The sequence below is a fragment of the Streptomyces sp. NPDC001858 genome (assembly GCF_053594615.1).
The window spans coordinates 76042-99549 of record NZ_JBSFEV010000028.1; the positions used below are offsets into that span (position 1 = coordinate 76042).

Genomic DNA, 23508 nt, shown 5'->3' on the forward strand with positions numbered 1-23508 from the left:
GGGTCAGGCCGTCGGGCTGATGATGAAGTTGCTGAAGCCGCCGTTGCGTTCGGCGACGCCGCCGATGGCGTCGTTGACCCGCTCCAGCGGGAACACCTGGTGCTGCAGGGGGCTGAGGTCCAGCAGGCCGGCCCCCGCCATGTCGGCCATGGTCTGGCCCTCGCCGGAGGTGAACCAGGCCGAGCCGATCAGCTGCAGCTGCTGGTCCATCATCCGGTGGATGTCGATGGGCAGATCCCCGGCGACGGCGCCGATGTTGACCGCGATGCCGCCGCGGGCCATCGCCCGCATCCCGGCCCGGAAGGTCTCGTGCGGGGCGCCCGGGCCGAGGGCGTCGATGTAGATGTCGGCGCCGTGGCCGCCGGTCTCCTCGCGCAGCCAGTCGTCGAGCGGACCGTCGTCCAGGGAGTGCAGCCGCAGCCGGCCGCCCGCGAGCTTGCCGACCTGGTCCAGCAGGCCCTTGTCGCGGCCGGTGCCGTACACATGCGTCAGGCCCAGGGCGGGCGCGAGGAGCGCGGCGCCGATGCCGAGGGTGCCGCTGATGCCGTTGACCAGGATCGTCTTCCCCGGGCCCGCGCCGGCCTTGCGCAGGGCCGAGTACATCGTGCCGAGGTAGCCGAAGCGGGCGGCGGCCTCGAAGGACAGCGAGTCCGGCAGCTTCACCAGGCTGTACGCCGGGGCGATCATGTACTCGGCGAGGCCGCCCTGGTAGCGGTCGAGCAGGCTCAGCGCCGTCGGGGAGAAGCCGAAGTACCCGGCGAAGGCGTAGCTGGCGCAGTTGATCGAGTCGCCGCCGCGGCAGGAGCGACAGGAGCCGCAGGAGCGGCCCGGGTTGACGTACACCCGGTCGCCGACCGCGAAGCCCTCCACGCCGTCGCCGACCTCCTCGACCACACCGGCCGGGTCGAGGCCGAAGATCGCCGGCAGGGTGGGCAGCGGGCTGTGCGGGAACCAGGTGGTCCACATGTTCAGGATGTTGGCGAGGTTCGGAACGATGTTGACGGCGTGGACGGCCACGCGGACGTCGCCGCGGCCGGGCTCGGGAACGGGGAGCTCCTCGAGCTTCATCGGCTCGCCGACGTGGTGCATCCGCGCGGCTCGCATGGTCGCACTCATGGCGTCTCCTCGGGGTGAGGGTGAGGGTGAGGGTGGGGACGGAGAGGGTAGGGGTGGGCGAGACGGCACCTGTGACGGCGCGGCCTCCGACGGGTGTGCGGGTGCGGTCAGTCGTCCAGCAGCGTCGCGAGGCGCGCCCGCTGCAGCTTTCCGGTCGCCCCGCGGGGCAGTGCCGGCACGACGCACAGGCGCCGCGGCCACTTGTGCCGGGCGAGCCGGCCGTCGAGATGACCTCGGACGTCGTCCAGGGTCGGGACGTCGGCGTCCGCGGCGGCGTCGGCGACGAGGAAGGCGGTCACGATCTCGCCCCAGACCGGGTCCGGCGCCCCGGACACCGCGACCTCGACGACGCCGGGGAAGTCCGCGAGCGCGTTCTCCACCTCGGCCGGATCGACGTTCTCGCCGCCGGTGATGATGGTCTCCTTGAGCCGGCCGACGACCGTCAGCCGGCCCTCCTCGTCGAACCGTCCCCGGTCGCCGCTGTGGAACCAGCCCTGCGCGTCGGTCACCGGCACCGGTCCCTCGGCCGTCCAGTACCCGGACGCCACCGACGGCCCGCGCACCCAGATCTCGCCGGGCGTCCCGACCGGGACGGCGGCCCCGGCGGCGTCGACGACCGTCAGCTCGGCCCCGGGGACGGGGGAGCCGGTGGAGGCGGCCGGTTCGTCGGGCGCGGAGTAGGTGACGCCCGCGCCGGTCTCCGTCAGACCGTAGGAGTTGACCACGCCGATCCCGCGGGCCCGGAACCGCTCGCGGGTGGCGCTCTGGGCCGGCGAGCCGCCGGACAGGATCCAGCGCAGGGTGTCCAGGTCGCCGCCGTCGAAGCGGGGGTGGCGGGCCAGCAGGGCGGACATGGCGGGCACCGCGAAGGCGCAGGTGACGCGGTGCTCGCGGACCAGGTCGACGAACAGGTCCGGGTCGAAGCGCGGGGCCAGCACGACCGTCCCGCGCCGCGCCCAGGTGACCTGCGGCAGCCCGCCCAGGACGGCGACATGCGCCAGCGGGGTGGCGATCAGCGCGGTGTCGTCCTCGCCGAAGGGCATCCCGGCCAGGCCGCCCGCCATGCTCCGGCACAGATTGCCGTGGGTCAGCGAGACGCCCTTGGGACGCCCCGAGGTGCCCGAGGTGAACGCGATGACGGCGACGTCGGACCCGTCCGGCGCGTCCGGGGGCGCGGCCTCGGGCCCGTCGTCCCCCGGCGGGTGCAGTTCCTCCCAGGCCAGCCGCGGTCCCGTCCCCGCCGCCGGGAATCCCTCGTCGGCGACCACGGCCACCGGGGACGTCTGCGCGCAGACGACCGCGAGCTCGCCCGCGGCCGCCTGCGGGTGCAGGGGGACGAGCACGGCGCCCAGCCGCGTCACCGCGAACAGCGTGATCAGCGCCTCGGGCCGGGCCGCGCCCTGCATCACCACGCGGTCGCCCCTGCGCACCCCGTACCTGTCGAGGCGGGCGACGGTCCGCCGCACCGCCGACTCCAGTTCGGCGTAGGTCCAGGCGCGGTCCTCGAAGACGAGGGCGGTCCGCCCGCCGGCCTCGACCGCGCCGACGGCCAGCTGGGCCCCGAACGTGTCCGTCATGCCCGCACCTCCGCCGCGCGTCCGGCCCGGGCGAGCGCGCCCAGGGTCGTTCCCGCCAGCTCGGCGGCGGACACCGGGGTCCGCCGCTCCAGCAGGCGGCGCGCGGCCAGGTGCTCGGCGGGCCAGTTCAGCGTCTCCACCGCCGCGAGCAGACCGCCGCGGAACGCGTACGCGGCCAGCCGCTCGGGAGCGTCGCCGACGGCCAGCCGGACCTCGTCGGAGGGCGCCCGCAGCCCGGCGATCTGCAGCTTGACGGCGCCCTGGTCGCTCCAGAACCACGGCAGGCTCTCGTACCGGGCGGGCGGCTGTCCGGCGAGGCGGCGGCCGACCAGCGCGCCCTGGTCGGTGGCGTTCTGCACCGACTCCAGCCGGACCGGCCCGTCCGCGTGCGGATGGGGATGCCGGGCGCAGTCGCCGACGGCGAAGACCCGCGGGTCGGACACCGACCGGAGCTGCTCGTCGACCAGGACGCCGTCGTCCACCGCGAGCCCCGCCGCCCGCGCCAGCTCGTCGCGAGGGGCCGCGCCGATGCCGTACACGACGAGGTCGGCGGGGAGGACGCCGTCCGACGTGAGCACCCGCTCGACCCGGCCGGCGCCCTCCAGCGCCCGGACGGCCGTCCCGGTGCGGATGCGGACGCCGGCCTGCTCGTGGCGCTCGCGCACATACGGCTCCACCTCGGCCGAGAGCGCCCGGCTCAGCAGCCGGTCGGCGAGTTCGACGACGGTCACCCGCGCGCCGTGGGCCCGGGCCACCCGGGCCAGTTCGAGGCCGATGAAGCCGCCGCCGACCACGACCACGTCCCGGGCCGTCGTCAGGGCCCGGCCGACGGCCAGCGCGTCGTCGAGCGAGCGCAGGGCGTGGACGCCGGCCAGGTCGGCGCCGGGGACCGGGAGCGGGCGGTTGCGGGCGCCGGTCGCCAGCACGAGGTGGGCGTAGGGCACGCTCCGGCCGGAGCGGGTGCGGACCGTGCGGGCGGCGGTGTCGACGGCGATCACGTCGTCGCCGAGGCACAGCTCGATGTCCCGCTCGGCGTAGAAGGACTCCGGGACCAGCCAGACGCCCAGGTCGGCGGCCTCGGTGTGGGCCTTCTTGGACAACGGCGGCCGCCGGTACGGCAGATGGGCCTCGTCGGCGAACAGCGTCACCGGGCCCTGGTGGCCCGCGGCGCGCAGCGTGGAGACGACGCTGAACCCGGCCTGTCCGCCGCCCACCACGACCACGCCTGCGGAGTCGCTCGTCATACCTGCTCCTCGGGCACGTGGACCACCAGACCGTCGAGGGCGGCGGAGAGCGGGATCTGGCAGCTGAGCCGGCTGGTGGGCCGGCGTTCGGCGGCGGTGAAGTCCAGCATCTCGTCCTCGACGTCGTTCGGCGCTCCCGCCGGCCCGGACCAGCCGGGGTCGACGTAGACATGGCAGGTGGCGCAGGAGGCGTTGCCTCCGCACTCGGCGACGATGCCCGGCACGCCGTGGGATACGGCCGCCTGCATGAGCACGGTCCCCGACCCGGCGGTGACCTTGCGTTCGGTCCCGTCGGGCGACCGGAAGATGACGGTGGGCATGAAGTCCTCCCGAGGGGACGGCTCAGGCTGCTTGCCAGGTGACGTTCAGCGCGGTCGGCCCCCGGAACACCCAGCCGTCCAGACGGCTCGGGGCCCCTTCGTCGAGGCGGAGTCCCCGGAGGCGGCCGAAGAGGAGGGGCCAGGCGATCGCGCTGACCTCGTGGCGCGCGACCCACGCGCCCATGCAGAAGTGCGGACCCCCGCCGAAGGCGAGATGCGGGCGCTGCGGCCGGTCCAGGTCGAACTCGTCGGCCCGCTCGAACACCGACTCGTCCCGGTTGCCCGAGGCGATGACCAGGGCCACGCGGCTCTCGGCGGGGAGGGTCACCCCGGCGATCCCGTACTCCCGGGTGAGCTGGCGCGGGTACATGCCGATCGGCGAGATCCAGCGGGCCGTCTCCTCGAAGACCCGCTTCCAGCTCGCCGGATCCGCCAGGACCCGGTCCAGCACCGCGGGACGGTCGAGCAGCGCCCAGGCGCCCACGCCGAACACGTCCCGCGGCTCGTTGACGCCGCCGCCGATGATCACCTTGACGTTGTTCTGGATCTCGGCGAGTTCCACCGGCCCCTCGGCGTGGACCATCGCGGAGATCACCGAGCCGTCGGGCTCGCGCCGGGCGGCCTCGGCGGCCTCCGCCACCGCCGCCTCGATGGCCGCGGTCGCCCGTTCGGCGCGCAGCCAGACGTCGGGGTCGTCGCCGTAGTTGCTGTTGCCGGCCATCATCGCCCGCGACCAGTCGGCGACGTCCTCGGCGCTCGCCGTGCGCAGGCCCAGCACCAGCGCCAGGTTGGCGGCGACCAGCGGTTCGGCGAAGTCGGCGATCAGATCGGCCTGGCCGCGGCCGGCGATCCGGTCGAGGAGGTCGTGCGCGGTGCGCTCGAAGGAGGCCGCCCACCGGTCGCGGACCTGGCGCGGACGGGTCGGCGGCTCGGCGGCGGACCGCAGCCGCCGGTGCTGCGGATCGTCCTCGCGGAGCATGTTCGGGCCGACCGTGCGCAGCAGCAGCGAGCCCTCCTCCCGCGAGCTGAACACCTCGGGCAGCTTCTCCGCGTGGACGATGTCCTCGTACCGGGTGAGCAGATGGCGGCCGACCGAGGGCACCCAGGCGAGCGGGGCGGCGCGGCGCAGCTCGGCGTAGGCGGGGTAGGGGTCGCGGCGCAGGTCGGCGAGGTCCAGGTCGACGACCGGAGCGCCGGGCGCCGCCGTCGTCAGGGCGCTCATGCGGGGCCGCCCGCGCCCATCAGGACGAAGAACACCGTGGCGGGCTCCGTGCCGTCGTTGCGCCAGGCGTGCCGGGTGCCGTTCTGCACGACGAGGTCGCCGGGCCCGAGCACCGCGCTCTCGCCGTCGTCCAGGTCGAGGACGATCCGGCCGCTCAGGACGACGCCGTAGTCGACGGTGGGGGTGGTGTGCATGCCGGGGTTCTCGGGCTCGAAGCACTCGGCGAGGCCCGGGGTCGCCTCCAGCTGCTCGGCGCCGGCGGCCGCGGGGTCCCAGCCCGGGTCGGCGTAGACACCGGCCGGGGGGAAGGTGACGGTCAGGGCGATGGTCTCGCCGGGGGCGGGGACGTAGGACTTCAGGGACTCCGTCGGGTCGTCCGACGGGGCGGCGGGAGCCGTCGTGTTCCACACCAGGGAACGGGCGAAGCCGGGGATGTGGGTGTACTGACGGGTGACGGGCGGCTCTCCGTCGCTGACGATCACGGGCTTGCCCTGGGGATCGACACCGGTGACGACACGACGGACCATGATTCTCTCCCTTGAGAAACCAACCTACTGTTAGATATTTGACAGTCAGATGCTTGGCAGTCCGATGCTTGACAGTCAGACGCTTGATGAAAAAACACCCGTGGTGGTGGGCCGGTCCCCCCGAAGGCCCGCTCACTCCGTGGGCGGGGTCTCCTGGTTGACCAGCGTACGCAGCAGATGCACCAGCTCACTGAGCTGATCGTCGCGCAGCACGCCCGTCCAGGCCCGCTCGCGTTTCGTCTGGGCCTCGATGGCCAGCCGCAGCGTCTCGCGGCCCTCCGCGGTGAGCTCGACGACCAGCTGACGGCGGTCGCTCTCGACGCGTTCGCGGGTGACCAGCCCCCGGCTCTCCAGGGTCGCGAGGGCGCTGGAGATGGAGGCCCGGGTGGAGCCGGAGACCCGGCCGATGTCCTGCTGGCCGAGCGGCCCGTAGACCCACAGCGCGTTCAGGATCCTGAAGCCCGCCCAGGTCAGGCCGAGCGGCCGGTGGACGTGCTTCTCGAAGTCCTTGGTCAGCCGGGCTTCGAGGCGGGTGAGGTCGGTGACCATCTCGATCGCGTCGAGGTCCCGGGGCTCGGTCGTGCCCAGCTCGCGGTGGTGGTGGCGCAGCAGCTCCGAGAACTCCCGGGTCCGCCGGGTGCCCGAGCCCTCCGCGGCCTCCGGTTCACGCACGGTGTCCGTCACGGTCTCCCGCCCTTCCTTCTCCGGCCGAGGGCCTGTTCTGGCCGGTGTCAGCCGCCGACGACCGGATTGACCATAGTGCCCACGCCCGTCACCTCGGTCCGCAGGACCTTACCCTCGGTGAGGTACAGCCGCGGGGTGCGGCGGACGCCGCAGCCGGCCGGGGTGCCGGTGAAGATCAGGTCGCCGGGCTCGAACGTGACCCGCTGCGACAGCCAGGCGATCAGCTCGGGCACGCTGAAGATCAGGTCCGAGGTACGGCCGCGCTGCACCTCCAGGTCGTCGACCCAGCCGGCCACCTCGATGTCGTCCGGGTCGGCGAACTCGTCGAGCGTCACCAGGTACGGGCCGATCGGGCTGAAGGTGTCGTACGACTTCGGCAGGGTGAACTGGTTGATCGGCTTGCGCCACTGTTCCTTGCGGTCGCTGATGTCCTGGCCCGCGGTGACCCCGGCCACATGGGACCAGGCGTCGGCCTCGGGGATGTTCTTGCCCGCCTTGCCCAGGACGACCACGAGCTCGGCCTCGAAGTCCACCTTGTCGTAGCGCGCCTCGACCACGATCGCGTCGTACGGGCCGATCACCGACGAGGCGAACTTGGCGAACACCGACGGCTCGTCCGGGACCGGAAGGCCGGACTCCTCGGCGTGCGCGCGGTAGTTCAGGGCGACCCCGACCGCCTTGTAGGGCTTGGCGACCCGGCCCAGGTCGGCCGCCCGGAACGGCTTCCAGTCCGCGTCGGCGGCCCGCTCGGCGAGGGCGCGCAGCTCGTCGTGGAGGGCGAGATCGCTGAGCACCTCCAGCCGCGGCTCGATCGCCCCCTTGCTTGCCTCCGCGATGTCCAGGGCGCGGTCGTCGCGGACGACGACGGGGCGGCCGGCGAGGTTGGCGAGCTTCATGCGGGTTCTTCCTTCCGGTCACTGGTCCGGGCCAGGGGCGGGGGCAGGGGCAGCGCGAGCTCGCCCTCCACCCGCACGCCGAGTGTGTTGACGACGGTGGCGATGGTGAGGTACTGACCGACGGTGTAGAGGACGTCGATGATCTGCTCGGTGCTCAGCAGGGCCGCCATCCGGTCCCACAGTCCGTCGGCCACGCCCTGGCGGTCCAGGAGCGAGTCGGTGGCGGCCAGCAGGACCCGGTCGAGCTCGTCCAGCCCGTCCGGGTCGCCGGTCGCCGCGGCCAGGATCGTGTCGTCGGCGAGCCCGGCGCGGCGGGCGATCCGCACATGCTGGTCCCACTCGTAGGCGGCCTGCGCCCGGGCCGCGATCCGCAGGATCATCAGCTCCCGGGACGGCAGCGGCAGGGTGTTCTTCCCCAGCACGTGGTTGCCGAAGACGAGGAAGCGGCGCAGCGCGTCCTCGTGGTGCGCGAGGGTCGCCCAGATCGTGTAGATCCGGCCGTCCCCGTCGCGGTACGGCGCCAGCGACGCCAGGGTCTTCTCGTGCAGCTCGCGCTCGTCGACGGGCTGCAATCGGGGCTTCTCCGGCATCGGAGTCCTCCTCGGCTCGATGACGGCAACGTATTCGTATGACCCTTGACCGTCAAGGGTCTGACAAATATCGTCCTCGTCATGACGATCCAGAGCCTTGGTTACGTAGGGATCGGCACGCCCGATCCGGCAGCGTGGGCGGAGTACGCCCGGAACGTGATCGGCCTCGCGGTCGAGCCCGGCGCCCCCGGCGATCCGGTCCGCCACCGCCTGCGCATGGACCAGCACCCCTTCCGGATGTGGCTGACCGAGGCGCCGGCCGGCGGTGTGACGGTCATCGGCTGGGAGGTCCGCGACCCTGCCGCCGTCGACGAGATGACGGTGCGCCTGAAGGAGGCCGGCGTCGAGGTGTCCGTCGGCACGGACGAGGAGTGCCGGGACCGGCAGGTGGCCCGGATGGTGCACTTCACCGGCCCGCTCGGCATCCGCACCGAACTGTTCTGCGGCCGCCGGCTCGCCCCGAGCCAGTTCGTCTCACCGCTCGGCGTCGACTTCGTGACCGGGGAGCAGGGGCTCGGGCACGTGGTGATGAAGACCCCGCGCGTGCAGGAGGCGGTCGACTTCTACTGCGACGTCCTGGGGTTCCGGCTCAGCGACACCGCCGACTACCCCTGGGGGACCTTCCACTTCCTCGGCTGCAACCCGCGCCACCACAGCATCGCCTTCATCCGCTCGTACAAGAACGAGGGAACCCACCACATCCTGTGCGAGGTGACCGGCCCGGAGGAGGTCGGCCGCGCCCTCGACCGCACCCGTGAGCACGACGTGAAACTCATGGCGACGCTCGGCAAGCACGCCAACGACGGGATGTTCTCCTTCTACATGACCTCGCCGGCCGGCTTCGGCATCGAGATCGGCGCGGGCGGCGTGCAGGTCGACGAGAGCACCTGGGTCAGTCGCGTCTACACCGCCGACATCTGGGGCCACCACCCGGTCGACTGACCCGCCCGCCGTTCCCCCTTCTTCCCCCGACGTCTCTCGCAGCAGCAGAAAGCGGGCCGCAGCCATGCTCCAGAGCTACCTGAAGGACACCTGGGTGACGCCCACGCCCACGGCCACCGACGACGCGGCGGCCGACGTGCGCGACGCGGTCACCGGGGACCTGGTCTGCCGGGTCTCCTCCGCGGGCCTCGACCTCGTCGGGGCGTTCGACCACGCGCGCCGCGCCGGCGGCCCCGCCCTGCGAGCCCTGACCTTCCACGGGCGCGCCGACCTCCTGGACGCCGTGGCCGCGGCCGTCCGCGCCCGCCGCGAGGAGCTGTACGCGCTCTCCGCCCGCGCCGGAGCCACCCTGAACGACGCCCGGTACGACGTCGACGGCGGCATCCGCGTCCTGCGCGACCAGGCCGCCCGGGCGCGGGCCGAACTCCCTGTCGCGCCGCACCTGGTGGAGGGCCCCGCCGAACGCCTGGCGCGCGGCGAGGACTTCCTCGGCGTCCACCTGCTCACGCCGTCCCCGGGGCTGATGCTCCAGGTGAACGCCTTCAACTTCCCTGTCTGGGCGCCCCTGGAGAAGCTCGCGCAGGCCGTGCTCGCGGGCATGCCGAGCGTGGTGAAGGCGGCCACGCCCACCTCGTACCTCACCGAGCGCCTGATCCGGATCGTGACGGAGGCGGGCGTCCTGCCGCCCGGGGCGCTGCAACTCGTCGTCGGCTCGGCACGGCCCGCGCTCGGCCTGCTCGGCGAACAGGACGTCCTCTCCTTCACCGGCTCCGCGGCCACCGCCGCGACCCTACGCACCCACCCGAACGTGGTGGCCCGTTCGGTCCGCTTCAACGCGGAGGCGGACTCGGTCAACGCGATCGTGCTGGCCCCGGACGTCGCTCCCGGCTCGCCGCTCTTCGACGCGTTCGTGCGCGAGGTGGTGACCGAGATGACGGTCAAGGCCGGTCAGAAGTGCACCGCGATCCGCCGCGTCCTCGTCCCCGGCGCACAGGAGTCCGCCGCCCTCGACGCGATCTCCGCCGCGCTGGCCGGGGTCACCGTCGGCAACCCCGGCGCGGAGGGCGTCACGATGGGCGCGGTCGTCAGCCTCGAACAGCGCGACGACGTCCGCCGGGCCGTGCGCAGGATCGCCGAGTCCGGCCGCTTCGTGCACGGCGACCCGGAGAAGGTGCGCGTCGTGGACGCCGACCCCGAGCGCGGGGCCTTCCTCGACACCCTCCTCCTCTCCGCCGACCCGGACGCCGCCGCACCCCACGAGGTCGAGCCGTTCGGCCCGGCGGCGACGGTGCTGGCCTACCGGGACACCGGGCACGCGGCGGAGCTGCTCGCGCGCGGCCGCGGCAGCCTCGCCGCGACCGTGGTCGGCGACGACGTCGCCTGGACGACCGCCTTCGTCGCGCGGACGGCGGCCTGGCACGGGCGGCTGCATCTGCTGGACTCCGTGAACCTGTCCCAGACCACGGGCCACGGCTCACCGCTGCCCGCACTGCGACACGGCGGGCCCGGACGGGCCGGCGGCGGCTCGGAGCTGGGCGGGATCCGGGGCGTGCTGGACCTGATGCAGCGGACGGCCGTACAGGGATCGCGGCGCACGCTGGCCGCGCTGGGGGCGTAGCCCGACACGGGACGCGGGCACCGGCATGGGCACGGCGAGACGGGGGCTCGGGTGGTCAGGCCTTGGCGCGCGGCGTTCCGGCCGTGGCCGGCTCGGCGGCGGTGCTCTTCGCCGTGGTCTTCCGGGCGGCGGTCTTGCGGGCGGTGGACGTCCGCTTGGCGGGAGCCTTCTTCGCGGTGCCCGACGCGGCCGCGGTCGCGTCGGTGCGCGCCGCCCCGCCTGTGATCCCGCCCAGGCAGAACGCCCACACCTCCTCCGCGGAGATCGGCGACGGATGCGCCACGGCTGGCGCCGACGGGGCCCGCGCCGTGAACATCGCCGTCTGCATGATCAGGGAGGCGGTGCGGCGCGGCTTCGGGGAGACGGCCTGGCCCGCCTCGACGGCCGCCTCGACCAGCTCCGTGAAGAAGCCGAGCAGCGGCAGATGGGCGCCGGCCACCTCGTCGGGGTGGCTGACGAGCAGTTGGATGGCGAAGCCGGTGAACAGCGGGGACTGGGCGCCGGACTTGGGCTCGGAGGAGTGGAAGAGCAGTTCGACCGCGATCCTGAGCTTGTCCAGCGGGTCGCGACCGGCCGCCGCCTTCGCACGGATCTCGACGGCCGATCGGGACAGGGCGTCCTCGAAGAGCGCGAGCAGCAGCTCGTGCTTGCCGTCGAAGTGCTGGTAGAAGCTGCGCAGCGACTGCCGGGAGCGCTCCACGATCTCCTGCACCGTGAAGTCGGTGGTGCCCTTGTCCGCGATCAGTTCCTGGGCCGCCTCCAGGAAGCGCTGCACGCGTTGCTCGGCACGGAGCTTCGCGGTGCGCGTGGATCGCTCGACGGCGCGCTGCCGCCAGCCGGGCTCGGGTGTCTCGACCGGTTCTGCGGGGACGGCACTCATGAGCAGAACGGTACTTCTAGGTCGCCCGCCAGAGCGTCATGTCCGCGGACAGGAAGCTGATCCCGGGGGTGTCCCACAGTGCGGTCGACTTCACCTGGACCACGAACAGCGCGATGTTTCCGGCGGGGTCCTTGACACAGATCTCGCTGCCGGCCGCCGCCGCGGCCAGCGGCAGGCTGCGTGTCTTGGCGCCGGTGAGGACGAGACGGCAGGTGTCGAGGGTGGCCCCCGGCCTCTCGCTGTACACCATGCCGATCACGTTGGTGCCGGTCTCCAGCGCGCAGCCGACCGTCTCGCAGACGAACCGGAGGTCCCCCTTGCGGTCCTCGCGCTCGTCCGTATCGGCGATGTCCAGCGAGTTCTTCTCGTCCAGCCACCGCTGGGGGTGCGCCTCGGGCTGCGGCGTCCTGGGCGCGGCCGACGACGGCTGCGCCGACGTCGAGGCCCGGCTGTCGGTCTCGGTCCCCGCCTCCGCCCCCGTTCCCGCCCGAGCCCCCGTCGTCGACGACGACCCGCCCGAGGCGCGGTCGTCCGACCCGGCTCCCGCACGCATGACCGTCCACGTCACCCCGGCCAGCAGCAGGGCCGACGCGACTGCCGCCGTGATCAGTGCCGCCCGTCTTCGGCGCGAGCGCGGCCGGTCCGGCGGCGTCGGCGTCGGCCGCGTGGGCGTGAGCAACGGCAGCGTGCGCGCCGGCGCGGGGTCGGGTACCGGGGCCGGAACCGTCATCTGCGGCCCTCTGACCTCCTGCCAGACGGCCGGTCCCGGGCCCTCGGCGGAGTCCTGGCCCAGCTCCCGCCGGCACCACTCGACGATCTCCGCCGGGGTGGCCCGCTCCTGCGGCTCGGCGGCCAGGCACCGGGCGATCAGCGGCCGCAGCTGTGCGGGCAGCACGGACAGGTCGGGCGCGTCGTGCACGATCCGGTACAGCACGCCGACCGCGGAGCCCTCTCCGTACAGCGGCTTGCCCAGCGCCGCGAACGCCGCGGTCTGCCCCAGCGCGAAGACATCGGTCGCCGCCGTGACCGCACCGGCGGTCGCCTGCTCGGGCGCCATGTACTGCGGTGTGCCGACGGCGGCTCCCGTGGCGGTGTGCGAGGTGAGGTCGGAGGCCAGCGAGATGCCGAAGTCGATCACCCGCGGCCCGTCGGCGGCCAGCAGCACGTTCGACGGCTTCAGGTCCCGGTGCACGATCCCCGCACCGTGGATGGCCTGCAACGCCTCGGCCACCCCCGCCATCAGCCAGAGCACGGCGGGCGTCGCCAGCGGGCCGTGCCGGTGGACGGCCTCCGCCAGGGAGGGCCCGGGCACGTAGAGCGTGGCCAGCCAGGGAGGCACGCCGTCGGCGTCGGCGTCGATCAGCTCGGCGGTGTACGCGCCGCGGACCCGCCGGGCCGCTTCCACCTCCCGGCGGAACCGCCGCACGAAGTCCGGGTCGTCGGCCAGCTCCGGCCGCACCACCTTGATCGCCACCGGCCGGCCGCCCTGAGTGTGCGACAGATAGACCCGGCCCATGCCTCCCGCGCCCAGCCGGGCCGCCAGACGGTAACCGGCCACCTGGAGCGGATCGTCCGCCTGCAGTGGCTGGAACGCCTCGGTCGCGTTGCCCATCGGTTTGCTTCCCCCGTCCCCCTGGCCGACAGCTGCGTCGGCCGACGCCAGCAGCCTAAGCGAGCAGGGCATCGACGGAGGCCGATGCCCTGCTCACGCCCGTTGCTCCCGCTATGCGTCGAACAACTCCCCGTCGTCCATCCCGGCGGCGGGCTCGACGGACAGGCGGACCGCGCTGCCATGTTCACGGCAGCCCCACGGGTGGTAGGCCACGAGCAGGCGGGCGCGGGCCACAACACCAGCGTCGGCCGTACAGCTCTCGCCTGTCACCTGCACGTCCCGGCCTTCGTCGAGGAATGTGCGCCGGGTGTCCAGGCGCTGCCGACGGAGAAGAGGACATGGGGATGAACGAGGCTTCGGACACCGCACTGCTGCTCATACGCGTCGTACTCGGTGTGGTGATGCTGGCGCACGGCTGGAACCACTGGAAGGGCGGCGGCGGCATCACCGGCACCGCCGGCTGGTTCGGCGGCCTCGGGCTGACCCGGCCGCGACTGCAGGCCTGGCTGAGCGTCCTCACCGAACTCGGCGCGGGCGTCCTGCTGGTGGCCGGCCTGTTCACCTCCCTGGCCTGTGCGGCGGTGCTGTCCGTGATGCTGGTGGCGGGCCTGCTCGCCCACCGCCCCAACGGCTTCTTCGTGTTCAAGGAGGGCTACGAGTACGTCCTCGTCCTGGGCGTCCTCGCGCTGGCGCTCGGGGCGTGGGGGCCGGGCGAGTACGCGCTGGACGAGGCCGCCGACATCGGCGTGACCGGCTGGGCGGGCGCCGGAGTGGTGCTCGGGGTGGGCGTCGCGGCGACGGCCGGTCTGCTGGCCGTGTTCTGGCGTCCCGAGAGAGAGGAACGAGCCTCATGAGCGAGGCGTTGCGCGTCGGGTTCATCGGACTGGGCGGCCAGGGCGCGCCGATGGCCCGGCGGATCGTCGGCGCGGGCTTCGAGACCACCCTGTGGGCCAGACGGCCCGCCACCCTCGAACCCTTCGCCGACACCCTCGCCAGGACCGCCGGCTCGGTCGCCGAACTGGCCGCCGCCAGCGACCTGGTGTGTCTGTGCGTGGTCGACGACGCCGACGTCGAGCAGGTGGGCGCGCAGGTGCTGTCCGGGCTCCGCCCGGGCGGGATCGTCGCCGTGCACTCCACCGTGCACCCCGACACCTGCCGTCGCCTCGCCGAACGGGCCCGCGCCCAGGGCGTCCAGGTGCTGGACGCCCCCGTCAGCGGCGGCGGCCCGGCCGCCGACCGGGGCGCCCTGCTGGTCCTGGTCGGCGGGGACGCCGAGGTCCTCCACACCTGCCGACCGGTGTTCGAGACCTACGGCGACCCGGTCGTCCACCTCGGCCCCACCGGCTCCGGACAGCTCGCCAAACTCCTCAACAACCTGCTGTTCACCGCCCAGTTGGGGCTGGCCGCCGACGTGCTGGAGATCGGCGGCCGACTGGGCCTGGACCGCGACGGCCTCGGCCGGTTCCTCCCGCAGGGCAGTTCCGCGAGCTTCGCGCTGCAGCGGGTCGTCGACGCCGGCGGCATCCTCGACCGCATCTCCGCCCACGCGGGCAAGCTGCTCGCCAAGGACGTCCGGCTGTTCGAGGAACTCGCCGAGGGGGCCGCGCAGGGAGCAGATCCGGGACCGACGCGGGAGGCCGCCCGTGCGGCCCTGCGCGCGATGGGTCTGTGAGGAATATCCCGGAATCTCTACGGTGAGCGGGCACCGTCCAACGGCGGAAAGGGACGGCCCGCGGTGTCCGCGTCGGCCTCGCAGCCGTCGCTGGGCGCGCCCAGCAGCCGGGACGCCGTACCCGGACGTTGCTGCCCGCCTCCGGCTGAGCCCCCGAGGCTGCGGGTACTCACCTGGTGGACGCCCCCTTGACGGGCGGTCGGGGCGGATCGACACTCGAACCGGGAATCCTAGTGAACAGGTAGGGAAGGTAGAGCCAATGGGGCGACGGAAGCCGATCAGCGGCCGAGCGAGCCGCACGGCATGGTCCTCGCCCCTTCTCACCTCCCGCCGTCACATCGACCTGCAGCGCGTCTGCAGCGCGATCAGCTCCCAGGGCTGAGCCGGACCCCTCCCCGCGCCGAACCGCACCGGCGGTGTCCCCCCTCGGGACACGGCCGCACCCGGCGCGCGCGGACGAGGTCCACACCTCCCTGTTCGACGTCGCATCCGCCGCCGCGCGCACCTCGCTGCGCGCCTCGCCCCCGGGGAGAGTCATGTCCGTCACACCACTGGCCGCCGTCCACCCGTCCGCCCGGCCCGCACCCGTCTTCCGGGGGCGGATCGGCCGCGACGCGCGCAGCGGCCACTACGCGGTGCCGCGCCGCTACCGCCTCCACCTGGCCGCGGCCGACCCCGACTGTCTGCGCATCGCCGTCACCCACAGCCTCCTCGGCCTGGAGAGGGCCTGCCCGGTCACCTTCCTGCCCGCCGTCCCGGACAGTCCCGACGGCGGCCACAGCGCGCTGCGCCCGCTGTACGACGCCAGCGCGCACAACTACCGCGGACCGGCCCTCGCGCCGGTGCTCAGCGACGACTGGTCCGGGCGCATCGTCAGCAGCCACGGCCCCGACATCGCCCGCGACCTCGCCCGCAGGTTCGGCGGCGGGCGGGCCACGCTGTACCCGTGCGGCGCCGAGTCGCAGATCGAGGCCGTCGAGCGGATGTGCGCGCAGGGCATCGAAGCGGCGGCCCAGCGCGCCGGAGCCGCCGACGCCGAGGAGGCCGAGCGCACCGCCGCCCTCGCCACGCTGCTCGACACGCTCGGCGTGCTGGAGCGCGGCCTCGGGGTGCACGCCTATCTGATCAGCGATCAGATCACCGCGGCCGACGTCGAGTTGTGGGTCGCCCTGGTCCAACTCGACACCGTGCACCGCTACCACCTGGACGCGGCGGCCGTGCACCGCATCGCGGACCATCCCGCCCTGTGGGCCTACGCCCGCCGGCTGGCCGCCCACCCGGCCTTCAGTGCCCACCTCGACCTGGACGCCATCGCCCGCCGCCACCACGCCCGTTGCCAGGGCCTGGAGGCCGCCGGCGCCGCCGTCCAGATCCTGGACTGGGAGACCCACGCGGCGGACGGTTCGGCGGTCCGACCGCAGGTCGAACGGCCCTGACCCGGTCCATCCACTGGACCGCCGTTGACATTCGTTCGGGCAACTGTCTTACTTACGGCCCAGAACGGTCATGAGCGTCAGCGACAAGCCCTGGCTAGCTGACCGGCAACCCTCGCTCCGCGGTGGGGTGCCCCAGGTGACGACCGGACCGACGTTTCGGTAATGACGTATCGGTAAGCGCGAGGGCCCCTCGGGGGCCGGAACAGTGACGGTGACGGACATGTACGCAGCTCTTCGGACGGCGCCCCGCCGCCCCCGGGGCTGCGTACGGCCGTACCTCGACATCCTCGTCGCCAACCGCGCCGTCGACCTCCTGCGTGTGAACAGCGCACTGTGTACCGCACCGGGCCGCGCCCGCTGTCGGGGCTGAACGAACCCCTCGCACCCCAGCCCCGCCGCCCCGCCTCCGCGTTCCTGACGAACACCGCCCGAGCGGTGTGCCGTTGTCCGCCCCACCCCGGTCTCCTGTACGCATCCGTGCGCCATGCCCTGTTCGCGCCCCCGCAGCGGTCCCCGCCGCCGAGCCGAAGCGCGTCCGGCCACGCACGTCCGCCGTGACCCGGGGTGTCCGACTCCCGCCGGAGCCCCTCATGAGTGAACCCCCAGGCGCCGTGACCCTCGCCGAGGCCGCGCCCGCCGTCGACGTCCCGCCGGCGAAGCTCACCGCCCAGCGCGTCCAGCCGCTGCGCAAGCCCGGACGCTGGATCGCCACCGCCGTGGTCCTGGTCCTGGTGGCGCAGTTCACGCACGGGCTGATCTCCAACCCCTTCTACCAGTGGGACCGGTTCGGCTACTGGTTCCTGCGGCCGGTCATCCTGGACGGACTGCTGATCACCCTGGAAGTGGCCGCGTACAGCGCGGTGCTGGGCCTCCTCGGCGGCATCCTGCTCGCCCTCGCCCGGCTCTCCAGGAGCCCGGTGCTGCGCGCGGTCAGCTGGACCTACGTCTGGGCGCTGCGCTCCATCCCGCTGATCGTGGTGCTGCTCTTCCTGTACAACTTCAGCGCCCTGTACCAGACCCTGAGCGTGGGGGTTCCCTTCGGTCCGGCGTTCTTCCGCTTCGACGAGTCCCGGCTGGCCACCGACATGGTGATCGCCGTCGTCGGCCTCAGCCTCAACGAGGCCGCCTACGCGGCCGAAGTGGTCCGCGGAGGCATCCTCTCCGTCGACCAGGGCCAGCACGAGGCGGCCGCCGCGCTCGGCCTGCCCAAGCGCTACCAGTTCTGGAAGATCGTCTTCCCGCAGGCCCTGCGGTCGATCACGCCGAACTACGTCAACCAGCTGATCGGCCTGGTCAAGTCCACCTCGCTGGTCTTCTACGTGTCGCTGCTCGACCTGTTCGGCACCGCGCAGACCATGGGGGCCACCTACCCCGGCGACATCGTGCCGCTGCTGCTGGTCGTCACCGTCTGGTACCTGATCCTGACCAGCCTCGTCTCCGTCGTCCAGTTCTACGTCGAGCGGTACTACGCCCGGGGCGCCACGCGTTCCCTGCCGCCGACGCCGCTTCAGAAACTGCGGACCGGTCTCACCGACCTGCGGGCCCGCATCCGCCGGGAGGCCGCCGTATGACCACCGAGACCGTGCAGAAGAGCGCCGGCACCGCCGCGGTCGTCCCCGCCGCCGTCGAGGTGCACGACGTGCACAAGTGGTACGGCGCCCACCGGGTCCTGGACGGGGTGAGCCTGACCGTGCGGCCCGGCGAGGTCACCGTGATCCTCGGCCCGTCCGGCTCCGGCAAGTCCACCCTGCTGCGGGTCGTCAACCACCTGGAGAAGCCCGAGATCGGCTACGTCAGCGTCAACGGCGAGCTGATCGGCGTCCGCCGGCACGGCGACCGGCTGCGCGAGCTGAGCGAACGCGCCATCCTGGCCCAGCGCAGCCGCATCGGCTTCGTCTTCCAGAACTTCAACCTCTTCCCGCACCTGACCGTGCTGGACAACGTCGCCGCCGCACCGGTCGCCACCGGCAGGCTCGCCAAGCCCGTCGCCCTGGAACTGGCCCGCGAACTCCTGGACCGGGTGGGCCTCGCCGACAAGGCCGGCGCCTACCCCCGGCAGCTGTCCGGCGGCCAGCAGCAGCGCGTCGCCATCGCCCGCGCCCTCGCGCTGCGCCCCGGCGTCATCCTCTTCGACGAGCCCACCTCCGCCCTCGACCCCGAGCTGGTCGGCGAGGTCCTCGCCGTCATCAAGGACCTGGCGACCAGCGGCACCACGCTCGTCATCGTCACCCACGAGGTCGGCTTCGCCCGCGAGGTCGCCGACCGGGTCGTCTTCATCGACGAAGGCAAGATCGTCGAGCAGGGCCCGCCCGGCGAGGTACTCGACCGACCGCAGCACGAGCGGACGCGGGACTTCCTCAGCAAGGTGCTCTGACCCCCCCGCTCGCGAGCACCCCACGACTTCCCCCCACGCCGCACCACCCTCCGAACGACCCTCCGAACCACCTTCCGAACCACCCTCTGAGCCACAAAGGACGGCCATGTCTGCCCACTTCACCCGACGCAGCCTGATTCGCGGCATCACCGCGGCGACCGCGGTCGCCACCCTCGCCACCGGGCTCGCCGCCTGCGGTGGTGACAGCGAGGCGGCCACCACGACCGGCAGCTCCGCCGGCACGGTGACCATCGGCCGGGTGTCCAACGGCGCCGCCGAGGAAACCGCCCTGAAGGTCTCCGAGGTCAAGTCCATCAGCGCCGAACTGCCCGACGCGATCAAGAAGAGCGGCAAGCTGAACATCGGCATCGGCGCCCTGCCCTCCGGCTTCGCCCCGCTGGCCTATATCGGCGACGACCAGAAGACCCTCACCGGGGCCGAGCCCGACCTCGGCCGTCTGGTGGCCGCCGTCCTCGGCCTGAAGCCCGAGACCAAGAACTTCACCTGGGAGAACCTCTTCGTCGGCATCGACAGCGGCAAGGTCGACGTCGCCTTCTCGAACGTCACCGACACCGAGGAGCGGAAGAAGAAGTACGAGTTCGCCTCCTACCGCCAGGACAACCTCGGCTGGGAGGTGAAGAAGTCCAACACGTGGAACTTCGACGGCAATTACGAGAACCTCGCCGGTCTGACCGTCACCGTGGGCTCCGGCACCAACCAGGAGAAGATCCTCCTGGAGTGGAAGAAGAAGCTGGAGTCCGAGGGCAAGAAGCTCACCGTCAAGTACTACCCGGACCGCAACGGCATCTACCTGGCGCTCGCCAGCGGCAAGATCGACGCGTACTTCGGCCCCAACCCCGGCATCGCCTACAACGTCTCGCAGACCGCGGGCAAGGCCAACGCCACCCGCAACGCGGGCACCTTCTCCGGCGCCGGCGAGACGCTCCAGGGCCTGATCGCCGCCACCGCCAAGAAGGACAGCGGACTCGCCAAGCCGGTCGCCGACGCCATCAACTACCTGATCGACAACGGTCAGTACGCCAAGTGGCTGGCCGCCTACAACCTCTCCAACGAGGCCGTAGCCAAGTCCGAGATCAACCCGCCCGGACTGCCGCTGGACAACTCCTGACGTCACGTCACTGTTGTTGTGACCCATGCAAGTCGAGTCAGAGACGACCGGAAGGGACTTCGCCTCCGTGGCCACCTCGATCGACCTCCGCGGAGGCGGAGTTCCGACCGCCGGCGCCCACCCGCATCCCCTCGACAACGCCGTATGGGCCGCGCTCGACGGCCCGCACGCCCTCCCCCATAGCCTTAAGGGCATGGGCGGTACCCCCACCGCCGACCGGGCTGGCCGCGCCGCCCGCTACCCGGCCGACGTCTACGACTTCGCCGCCCTCGCCGACCCCACGGATCCCGCGGCCGGGGGCTACCTGCTCACCCTGGTCGGCCCCGGAACGGCCGTACGCGTCAAGCCCGTTCAGCAGGTCCCCGACGGCTGGGAGGTCATCGGCGGCGGAGACGGCGTCCAGCTCGTCGCCACCGAGGAGTTCCGCACCGAACCCGCCCCCGAGGCGGTGACGCTCGGCCCCGACGACGTGCCGGAGATCCTCGACCTCGTCGCCCGCACCCGCCCCGGCCCGTTCCTCCGGCGGACCGTCGCCCTCGGCGCCTGCTGGGGGAGGCTGCGACTGCCCGGCTGGACCGAGATCAGCGCCGTCTGCACCGACCCCGGCCACCGGGGCAAGGGCCTCGCCACCCGGCTGATCCGCGCGGTGGGAGACGGCGCCCGCGCGCGCGGCGACACCCCGTTCCTGCACCCCGCCGCCGGCAACGCCCCCGCGATCCGCCTGTACGAGTCGCTGGGCTTCACGCTGCGCCGTCGCTCGACCATCGTCTCGGTCCGCACACCGGGAACATCCGGCAAGGCCGGGGCGTTCTGAGTCATGTCGAGATGTATGAGGCGCCGTCCGGCGCCCGGAACGAGGGAGGTGCGGCCGTGACCTGCATACGCCACGCCGTGCACCTCCACTCCCGGCCCCACATCGACCTTCAGCGCGTGGCCGGCGCGCTCTGTTGCTCCTGACGTTCCCCACTGCCGCACCCCTGTCAGGGGTGGCGTGCGCTCTCGTACGGACCTCCAGGAAGGCACCCTCGTGTCCTCGACCCCCTCCTCCCCCCTGCATCTCGCCGTCGCACTGGACGGCACCGGCTGGCACCCCGCCTCCTGGCGCGAGCCGGTCGCCCGACCCCGTGAGCTGTTCACCGCCGGATACTGGGCCGACCTGGTCGCCGAGGCCGAACGCGGACTGCTCGACTTCGTGACCATCGAGGACGGCCTCGGCCCCCAGTCCTCCCACTTCCTCGACCCGGACGACCGCACCGACCAGGTACGCGGCCGCCTCGACGCCGTCCTCATCGCCTCCCGCGTCGCCCCGCTCACCCACCACATAGGCCTGGTGCCGACCGTGGTGGCCACGCACACCGAGCCGTTCCACCTCTCCAAGGCGATCGCCACCCTCGACTACGTGAGCACCGGCCGCGCCGGCCTGCGCGTCCAGGTCACCGCCCGCCCCACCGAGGCCGCCCACTTCGGCCGCCGCACCATCCCCCGGATCGAGGCCTACGACTCCCCGGCCACCCAGGACCTGGTGACCGAACTGTTCGACGAGGCCGCCGACTACGTCGAGGTCGTGCGCCGCCTCTGGGACAGCTGGGAGGACGACGCGGAGATCCGGGACGTGGCGACCGGCCGCTTCGTCGACCGCGACAAACTCCACTACATCGACTTCGAGGGCCGCCACTTCAGCGTCAAGGGACCCTCCATCACCCCGCGTCCGCCGCAGGGCCAGCCCCTGGTCACCGCCCTCGCGCACGACACGATCCCCTACCGGCTGGTGGCCCGCGCCGCCGACGTCGGGTATGTCACCCCGCACGACACCGCCCAGGCCCGCGCGATCGTCGCCGAGATCCGCGCCGAACAGGAGCGGGCCGGGCGGGCCGCCGAGCCGCTGCACGTCTTCGGGGACCTGGTGGTCTTCCTCGACGACGACCCCGCCGAAGCCGCCGCCCGCCGCGACCGCCTCGACGCCCTCGCCGGTGAGGAGTACCGCAGCGACGCCCGGATATTCGCCGGCTCGCCCGCCCAACTCGCCGACCTGCTCCAGGACTTCCAGGCGTCCGGGCTGACCGGGTTCCGGCTGCGCCCCGCCGTCGCCGGCCACGACCTGCCGGCCGTCACCCGGGGCCTCGTCCCCGAGCTGCAGCGCCGCGGCGCCTTCCGCGGCGCCTACGAGGCCGACACCTTGCGCGGACTGCTCGGTCTGTCCCGCCCCGCCAACCGCTACGCCGCAGTCTGAGCCGGACGGAGAGCCGACCACCATGAGCAAGCCCCAGAAGCAGATCCACCTCGCCGCGCACTTCCCCGGCGTCAACAACACCACCGTGTGGAGCGACCCGAAGGCCGGCAGCCATATCGAGTTCAGCTCCTTCGCCCACTTCGCGCGCACCGCCGAACGCGCCAAGTTCGACTTCCTGTTCCTCGCCGAAGGGCTGCGCCTGCGCGAACAGGGCGGCCAAATCTACGATTTGGACGTCGTCGGCCGCCCCGACACCTTCACGATCCTGGCCGCGCTCGCCGCCGTCACCGAGCGCCTCGGCCTGACCGGCACCATCAACTCCACCTTCAACGAGCCCTACGAGGTGGCCCGCCAGTTCGCCAGCCTCGACCACCTCTCCGCCGGCCGCGCCGCGTGGAACGTCGTCACCTCCTGGGACGCCTTCACCGGCGAGAACTTCCGCCGCGGCGGCTTCCTCCCGCAGGACGAGCGGTACGCCCGCGCCAAGGAGTTCCTCGCCACCACCGGCGAGCTCTTCGACTCCTGGCAGGGCGACGAGATCGTCGCCGACCAGAGCACGGGCACCTTCCTCCAGGACGCCAAGGCCGGGGCCTTCGTCCACGAGGGCCGGCAGTTCGACATCCAGGGCCGGTTCAACGTGCCGCGCAGCCCCCAGGGCCGCCCGGTGATCTTCCAGGCCGGGGACTCCGACGAGGGCCGCGAGTTCGCCGCCTCGTCCGCCGACGCGATCTTCAGCCGGTACGCGGCCCTCGACGCCGGCCAGGCCTTCTACACCGACGTCAAGTCGCGCCTCGCCAAGTACGACCGCCGCTCCGACCAACTGCTGATCCTGCCCGCCGCGAGCTTCGTGCTGGGCGACACCGACGCCGAGGCCGAGGAGATCGCCCAGGACGTGCGCCGCCAGCAGGTCAGCGGCGCCACCGCCCTCAAGCACCTGGAGTTCGTCTGGAACAGGGACCTGTCCGGCTACGACCCGGAGGGCCCCCTGCCCGACATCGACCCCGATCTCGGCGAGAACCACATCGCACGCGGCCGGGCCCAGGTCCGGATGTACCGCGACCCGCTGGCCACGGCCCGTGAATGGCGGGAGCTCGCGGAGGCCAACAACTGGTCGATCCGCGACCTGGTCATCCAGACCGGCAACCGGCAGAACTTCGTCGGCTCCCCGGCGACCGTCGCCAGGACCATCAACGAGTATGTGCAGGCCGACGCCGCCGACGGCTTCATCCTCGTCCCGCACATCACCCCGAGCGGCCTCGACGCCTTCGCCGACAGGGTCGTCCCGCTCCTCCAGGAACAGGGCGTCTTCCGCACCGAGTACGAGGGCACCACCCTCCGCGACCACCTCGGCCTCGCGCACCCGGACGAGGCGGAGAGCGCGGCGCGGGTGGCCTCCTGACGTTCCCCGGTCACCCGGCCCCGCCGAGCTGATCCACCGG

At 72.9% G+C, this 23508-nt stretch carries 24 protein-coding genes and 1 riboswitch; of the genes, 12 read left to right on the forward strand and 12 right to left on the reverse strand.

All coding sequences use genetic code 11. The features are described 5' to 3' along the window. Positions 1–3: 3 nt before the first annotated feature. From ACWCPF_RS31440 to ACWCPF_RS31480, 9 genes are all read right to left on the reverse strand, one after another. Positions 4–1116, reverse strand: a complete 1113-nt coding sequence (locus ACWCPF_RS31440; RefSeq protein WP_451048486.1) for an alcohol dehydrogenase catalytic domain-containing protein — start codon at positions 1114–1116, stop codon at positions 4–6. Between the two features lie 107 nt (positions 1117–1223). Beyond that, entirely contained in the window at positions 1224–2693 is a 1470-nt protein-coding gene (locus ACWCPF_RS31445; RefSeq protein WP_451048487.1) for a class I adenylate-forming enzyme family protein, read from the reverse strand. Continuing rightward, positions 2690–3937, reverse strand: coding sequence for an NAD(P)/FAD-dependent oxidoreductase (locus tag ACWCPF_RS31450; protein ID WP_451048488.1), 1248 nt, complete (start codon positions 3935–3937; stop codon positions 2690–2692). Before ACWCPF_RS31450 ends, ACWCPF_RS31445 begins: the two co-directional genes overlap by 4 nt. Beyond that, positions 3934–4257: a 2Fe-2S iron-sulfur cluster-binding protein gene (locus ACWCPF_RS31455; RefSeq protein WP_451048489.1), complete on the reverse strand. Its 324-nt coding sequence runs from the start codon at positions 4255–4257 to the stop codon at positions 3934–3936. Before ACWCPF_RS31455 ends, ACWCPF_RS31450 begins: the two co-directional genes overlap by 4 nt. A 22-nt stretch (positions 4258–4279) precedes the next feature. Then, complete coding sequence (locus tag ACWCPF_RS31460) at positions 4280–5479, reverse strand: cytochrome P450 (RefSeq protein ID WP_451048490.1); 1200 nt, start codon at positions 5477–5479, stop codon at positions 4280–4282. Beyond that, the gene (locus ACWCPF_RS31465) at positions 5476–6006 is read right to left on the reverse strand and encodes a cupin domain-containing protein (protein WP_451048491.1); all 531 of its coding nucleotides are present in this window, start codon (positions 6004–6006) and stop codon (positions 5476–5478) included. Before ACWCPF_RS31465 ends, ACWCPF_RS31460 begins: the two co-directional genes overlap by 4 nt. Positions 6007–6138: 132 nt before the next feature. Continuing rightward, entirely contained in the window at positions 6139–6690 is a 552-nt protein-coding gene (locus ACWCPF_RS31470) for a MarR family winged helix-turn-helix transcriptional regulator (protein ID WP_451048492.1), read from the reverse strand. A gap of 47 nt (positions 6691–6737) precedes the next feature. Beyond that, positions 6738–7586, reverse strand: a complete 849-nt coding sequence (locus ACWCPF_RS31475) for a fumarylacetoacetate hydrolase family protein (protein WP_451048493.1) — start codon at positions 7584–7586, stop codon at positions 6738–6740. Continuing rightward, positions 7583–8176 (reverse strand): carboxymuconolactone decarboxylase family protein, encoded by a 594-nt coding sequence (locus ACWCPF_RS31480; protein ID WP_451048494.1) that lies wholly within the window; start codon positions 8174–8176, stop codon positions 7583–7585. Before ACWCPF_RS31480 ends, ACWCPF_RS31475 begins: the two co-directional genes overlap by 4 nt. 81 nt (positions 8177–8257) lie before the next feature. Here ACWCPF_RS31480 and ACWCPF_RS31485 point away from each other — a divergent pair, with 81 nt between their 5' ends. Together ACWCPF_RS31485 and paaZ are read left to right on the forward strand one after the other, a co-directional pair. Further along, positions 8258–9118: a VOC family protein gene (locus tag ACWCPF_RS31485; RefSeq protein ID WP_451048495.1), complete on the forward strand. Its 861-nt coding sequence runs from the start codon at positions 8258–8260 to the stop codon at positions 9116–9118. 64 nt (positions 9119–9182) lie between these two features. Continuing rightward, positions 9183–10736, forward strand: coding sequence for a phenylacetic acid degradation bifunctional protein PaaZ (paaZ, locus tag ACWCPF_RS31490; RefSeq protein WP_451048496.1), 1554 nt, complete (start codon positions 9183–9185; stop codon positions 10734–10736). 55 nt (positions 10737–10791) lie between these two features. On the opposite strand, the gene ACWCPF_RS31495 is transcribed toward paaZ, so the two are convergent. The 3 genes from ACWCPF_RS31495 to ACWCPF_RS31505 all read right to left on the reverse strand — a co-directional run bounded on the left by ACWCPF_RS31495 (position 10792) and on the right by ACWCPF_RS31505 (position 13462). Beyond that, positions 10792–11616 (reverse strand): TetR family transcriptional regulator, encoded by an 825-nt coding sequence (locus ACWCPF_RS31495; protein ID WP_451048497.1) that lies wholly within the window; start codon positions 11614–11616, stop codon positions 10792–10794. A 16-nt stretch (positions 11617–11632) separates the two neighbouring features. Next, on the reverse strand, positions 11633–13228 hold the full coding sequence (locus ACWCPF_RS31500; protein ID WP_451048498.1) for a serine/threonine-protein kinase: 1596 nt from the start codon (positions 13226–13228) through the stop codon (positions 11633–11635). A 111-nt stretch (positions 13229–13339) separates the two neighbouring features. Then, on the reverse strand, positions 13340–13462 hold the full coding sequence (locus ACWCPF_RS31505) for a hypothetical protein (RefSeq protein ID WP_451048499.1): 123 nt from the start codon (positions 13460–13462) through the stop codon (positions 13340–13342). A 110-nt stretch (positions 13463–13572) separates the two neighbouring features. On the opposite strand from ACWCPF_RS31505, the gene ACWCPF_RS31510 reads away from it, so the two are divergent. The 10 genes from ACWCPF_RS31510 to ACWCPF_RS31555 all read left to right on the forward strand — a co-directional run bounded on the left by ACWCPF_RS31510 (position 13573) and on the right by ACWCPF_RS31555 (position 23468). Beyond that, positions 13573–14082 carry a DoxX family protein gene (locus tag ACWCPF_RS31510; protein WP_451048500.1) on the forward strand — a complete coding sequence of 170 codons (510 nt, stop codon included), beginning with the start codon at positions 13573–13575 and terminating at the stop codon, positions 14080–14082. Then, positions 14079–14900 (forward strand): NAD(P)-dependent oxidoreductase, encoded by an 822-nt coding sequence (locus ACWCPF_RS31515; protein ID WP_451048501.1) that lies wholly within the window; start codon positions 14079–14081, stop codon positions 14898–14900. Before ACWCPF_RS31510 ends, ACWCPF_RS31515 begins: the two co-directional genes overlap by 4 nt. Positions 14901–15436: 536 nt before the next feature. Beyond that, entirely contained in the window at positions 15437–16336 is a 900-nt protein-coding gene (locus ACWCPF_RS31520) for a glutathione S-transferase C-terminal domain-containing protein (protein WP_451048502.1), read from the forward strand. Positions 16337–16402: 66 nt separating this feature from the next. Next, positions 16403–16522: riboswitch (SAM riboswitch) on the forward strand. A 404-nt stretch (positions 16523–16926) separates the two neighbouring features. After that, positions 16927–17907: an amino acid ABC transporter permease gene (locus tag ACWCPF_RS31525; protein ID WP_351912035.1), complete on the forward strand. Its 981-nt coding sequence runs from the start codon at positions 16927–16929 to the stop codon at positions 17905–17907. Further along, positions 17904–18710 (forward strand): amino acid ABC transporter ATP-binding protein, encoded by an 807-nt coding sequence (locus tag ACWCPF_RS31530; RefSeq protein ID WP_451048503.1) that lies wholly within the window; start codon positions 17904–17906, stop codon positions 18708–18710. Before ACWCPF_RS31525 ends, ACWCPF_RS31530 begins: the two co-directional genes overlap by 4 nt. Positions 18711–18816: 106 nt before the next feature. After that, a complete protein-coding gene (locus tag ACWCPF_RS31535; protein WP_451048504.1) occupies positions 18817–19839 on the forward strand; it encodes an ABC transporter substrate-binding protein in 1023 nt (340 codons plus the stop codon). A gap of 67 nt (positions 19840–19906) precedes the next feature. Then, positions 19907–20653: a GNAT family N-acetyltransferase gene (locus ACWCPF_RS31540; RefSeq protein WP_451048525.1), complete on the forward strand. Its 747-nt coding sequence runs from the start codon at positions 19907–19909 to the stop codon at positions 20651–20653. A gap of 11 nt (positions 20654–20664) precedes the next feature. Further along, positions 20665–20796, forward strand: a complete 132-nt coding sequence (locus ACWCPF_RS31545; RefSeq protein ID WP_451048505.1) for a putative leader peptide — start codon at positions 20665–20667, stop codon at positions 20794–20796. 70 nt (positions 20797–20866) lie between these two features. Next, a complete protein-coding gene (locus ACWCPF_RS31550; RefSeq protein ID WP_451048506.1) occupies positions 20867–22069 on the forward strand; it encodes an LLM class flavin-dependent oxidoreductase in 1203 nt (400 codons plus the stop codon). A 22-nt stretch (positions 22070–22091) separates the two neighbouring features. Next, complete coding sequence (locus tag ACWCPF_RS31555) at positions 22092–23468, forward strand: NtaA/DmoA family FMN-dependent monooxygenase (RefSeq protein WP_451048507.1); 1377 nt, start codon at positions 22092–22094, stop codon at positions 23466–23468. Positions 23469–23508 lie beyond the last annotated feature (40 nt).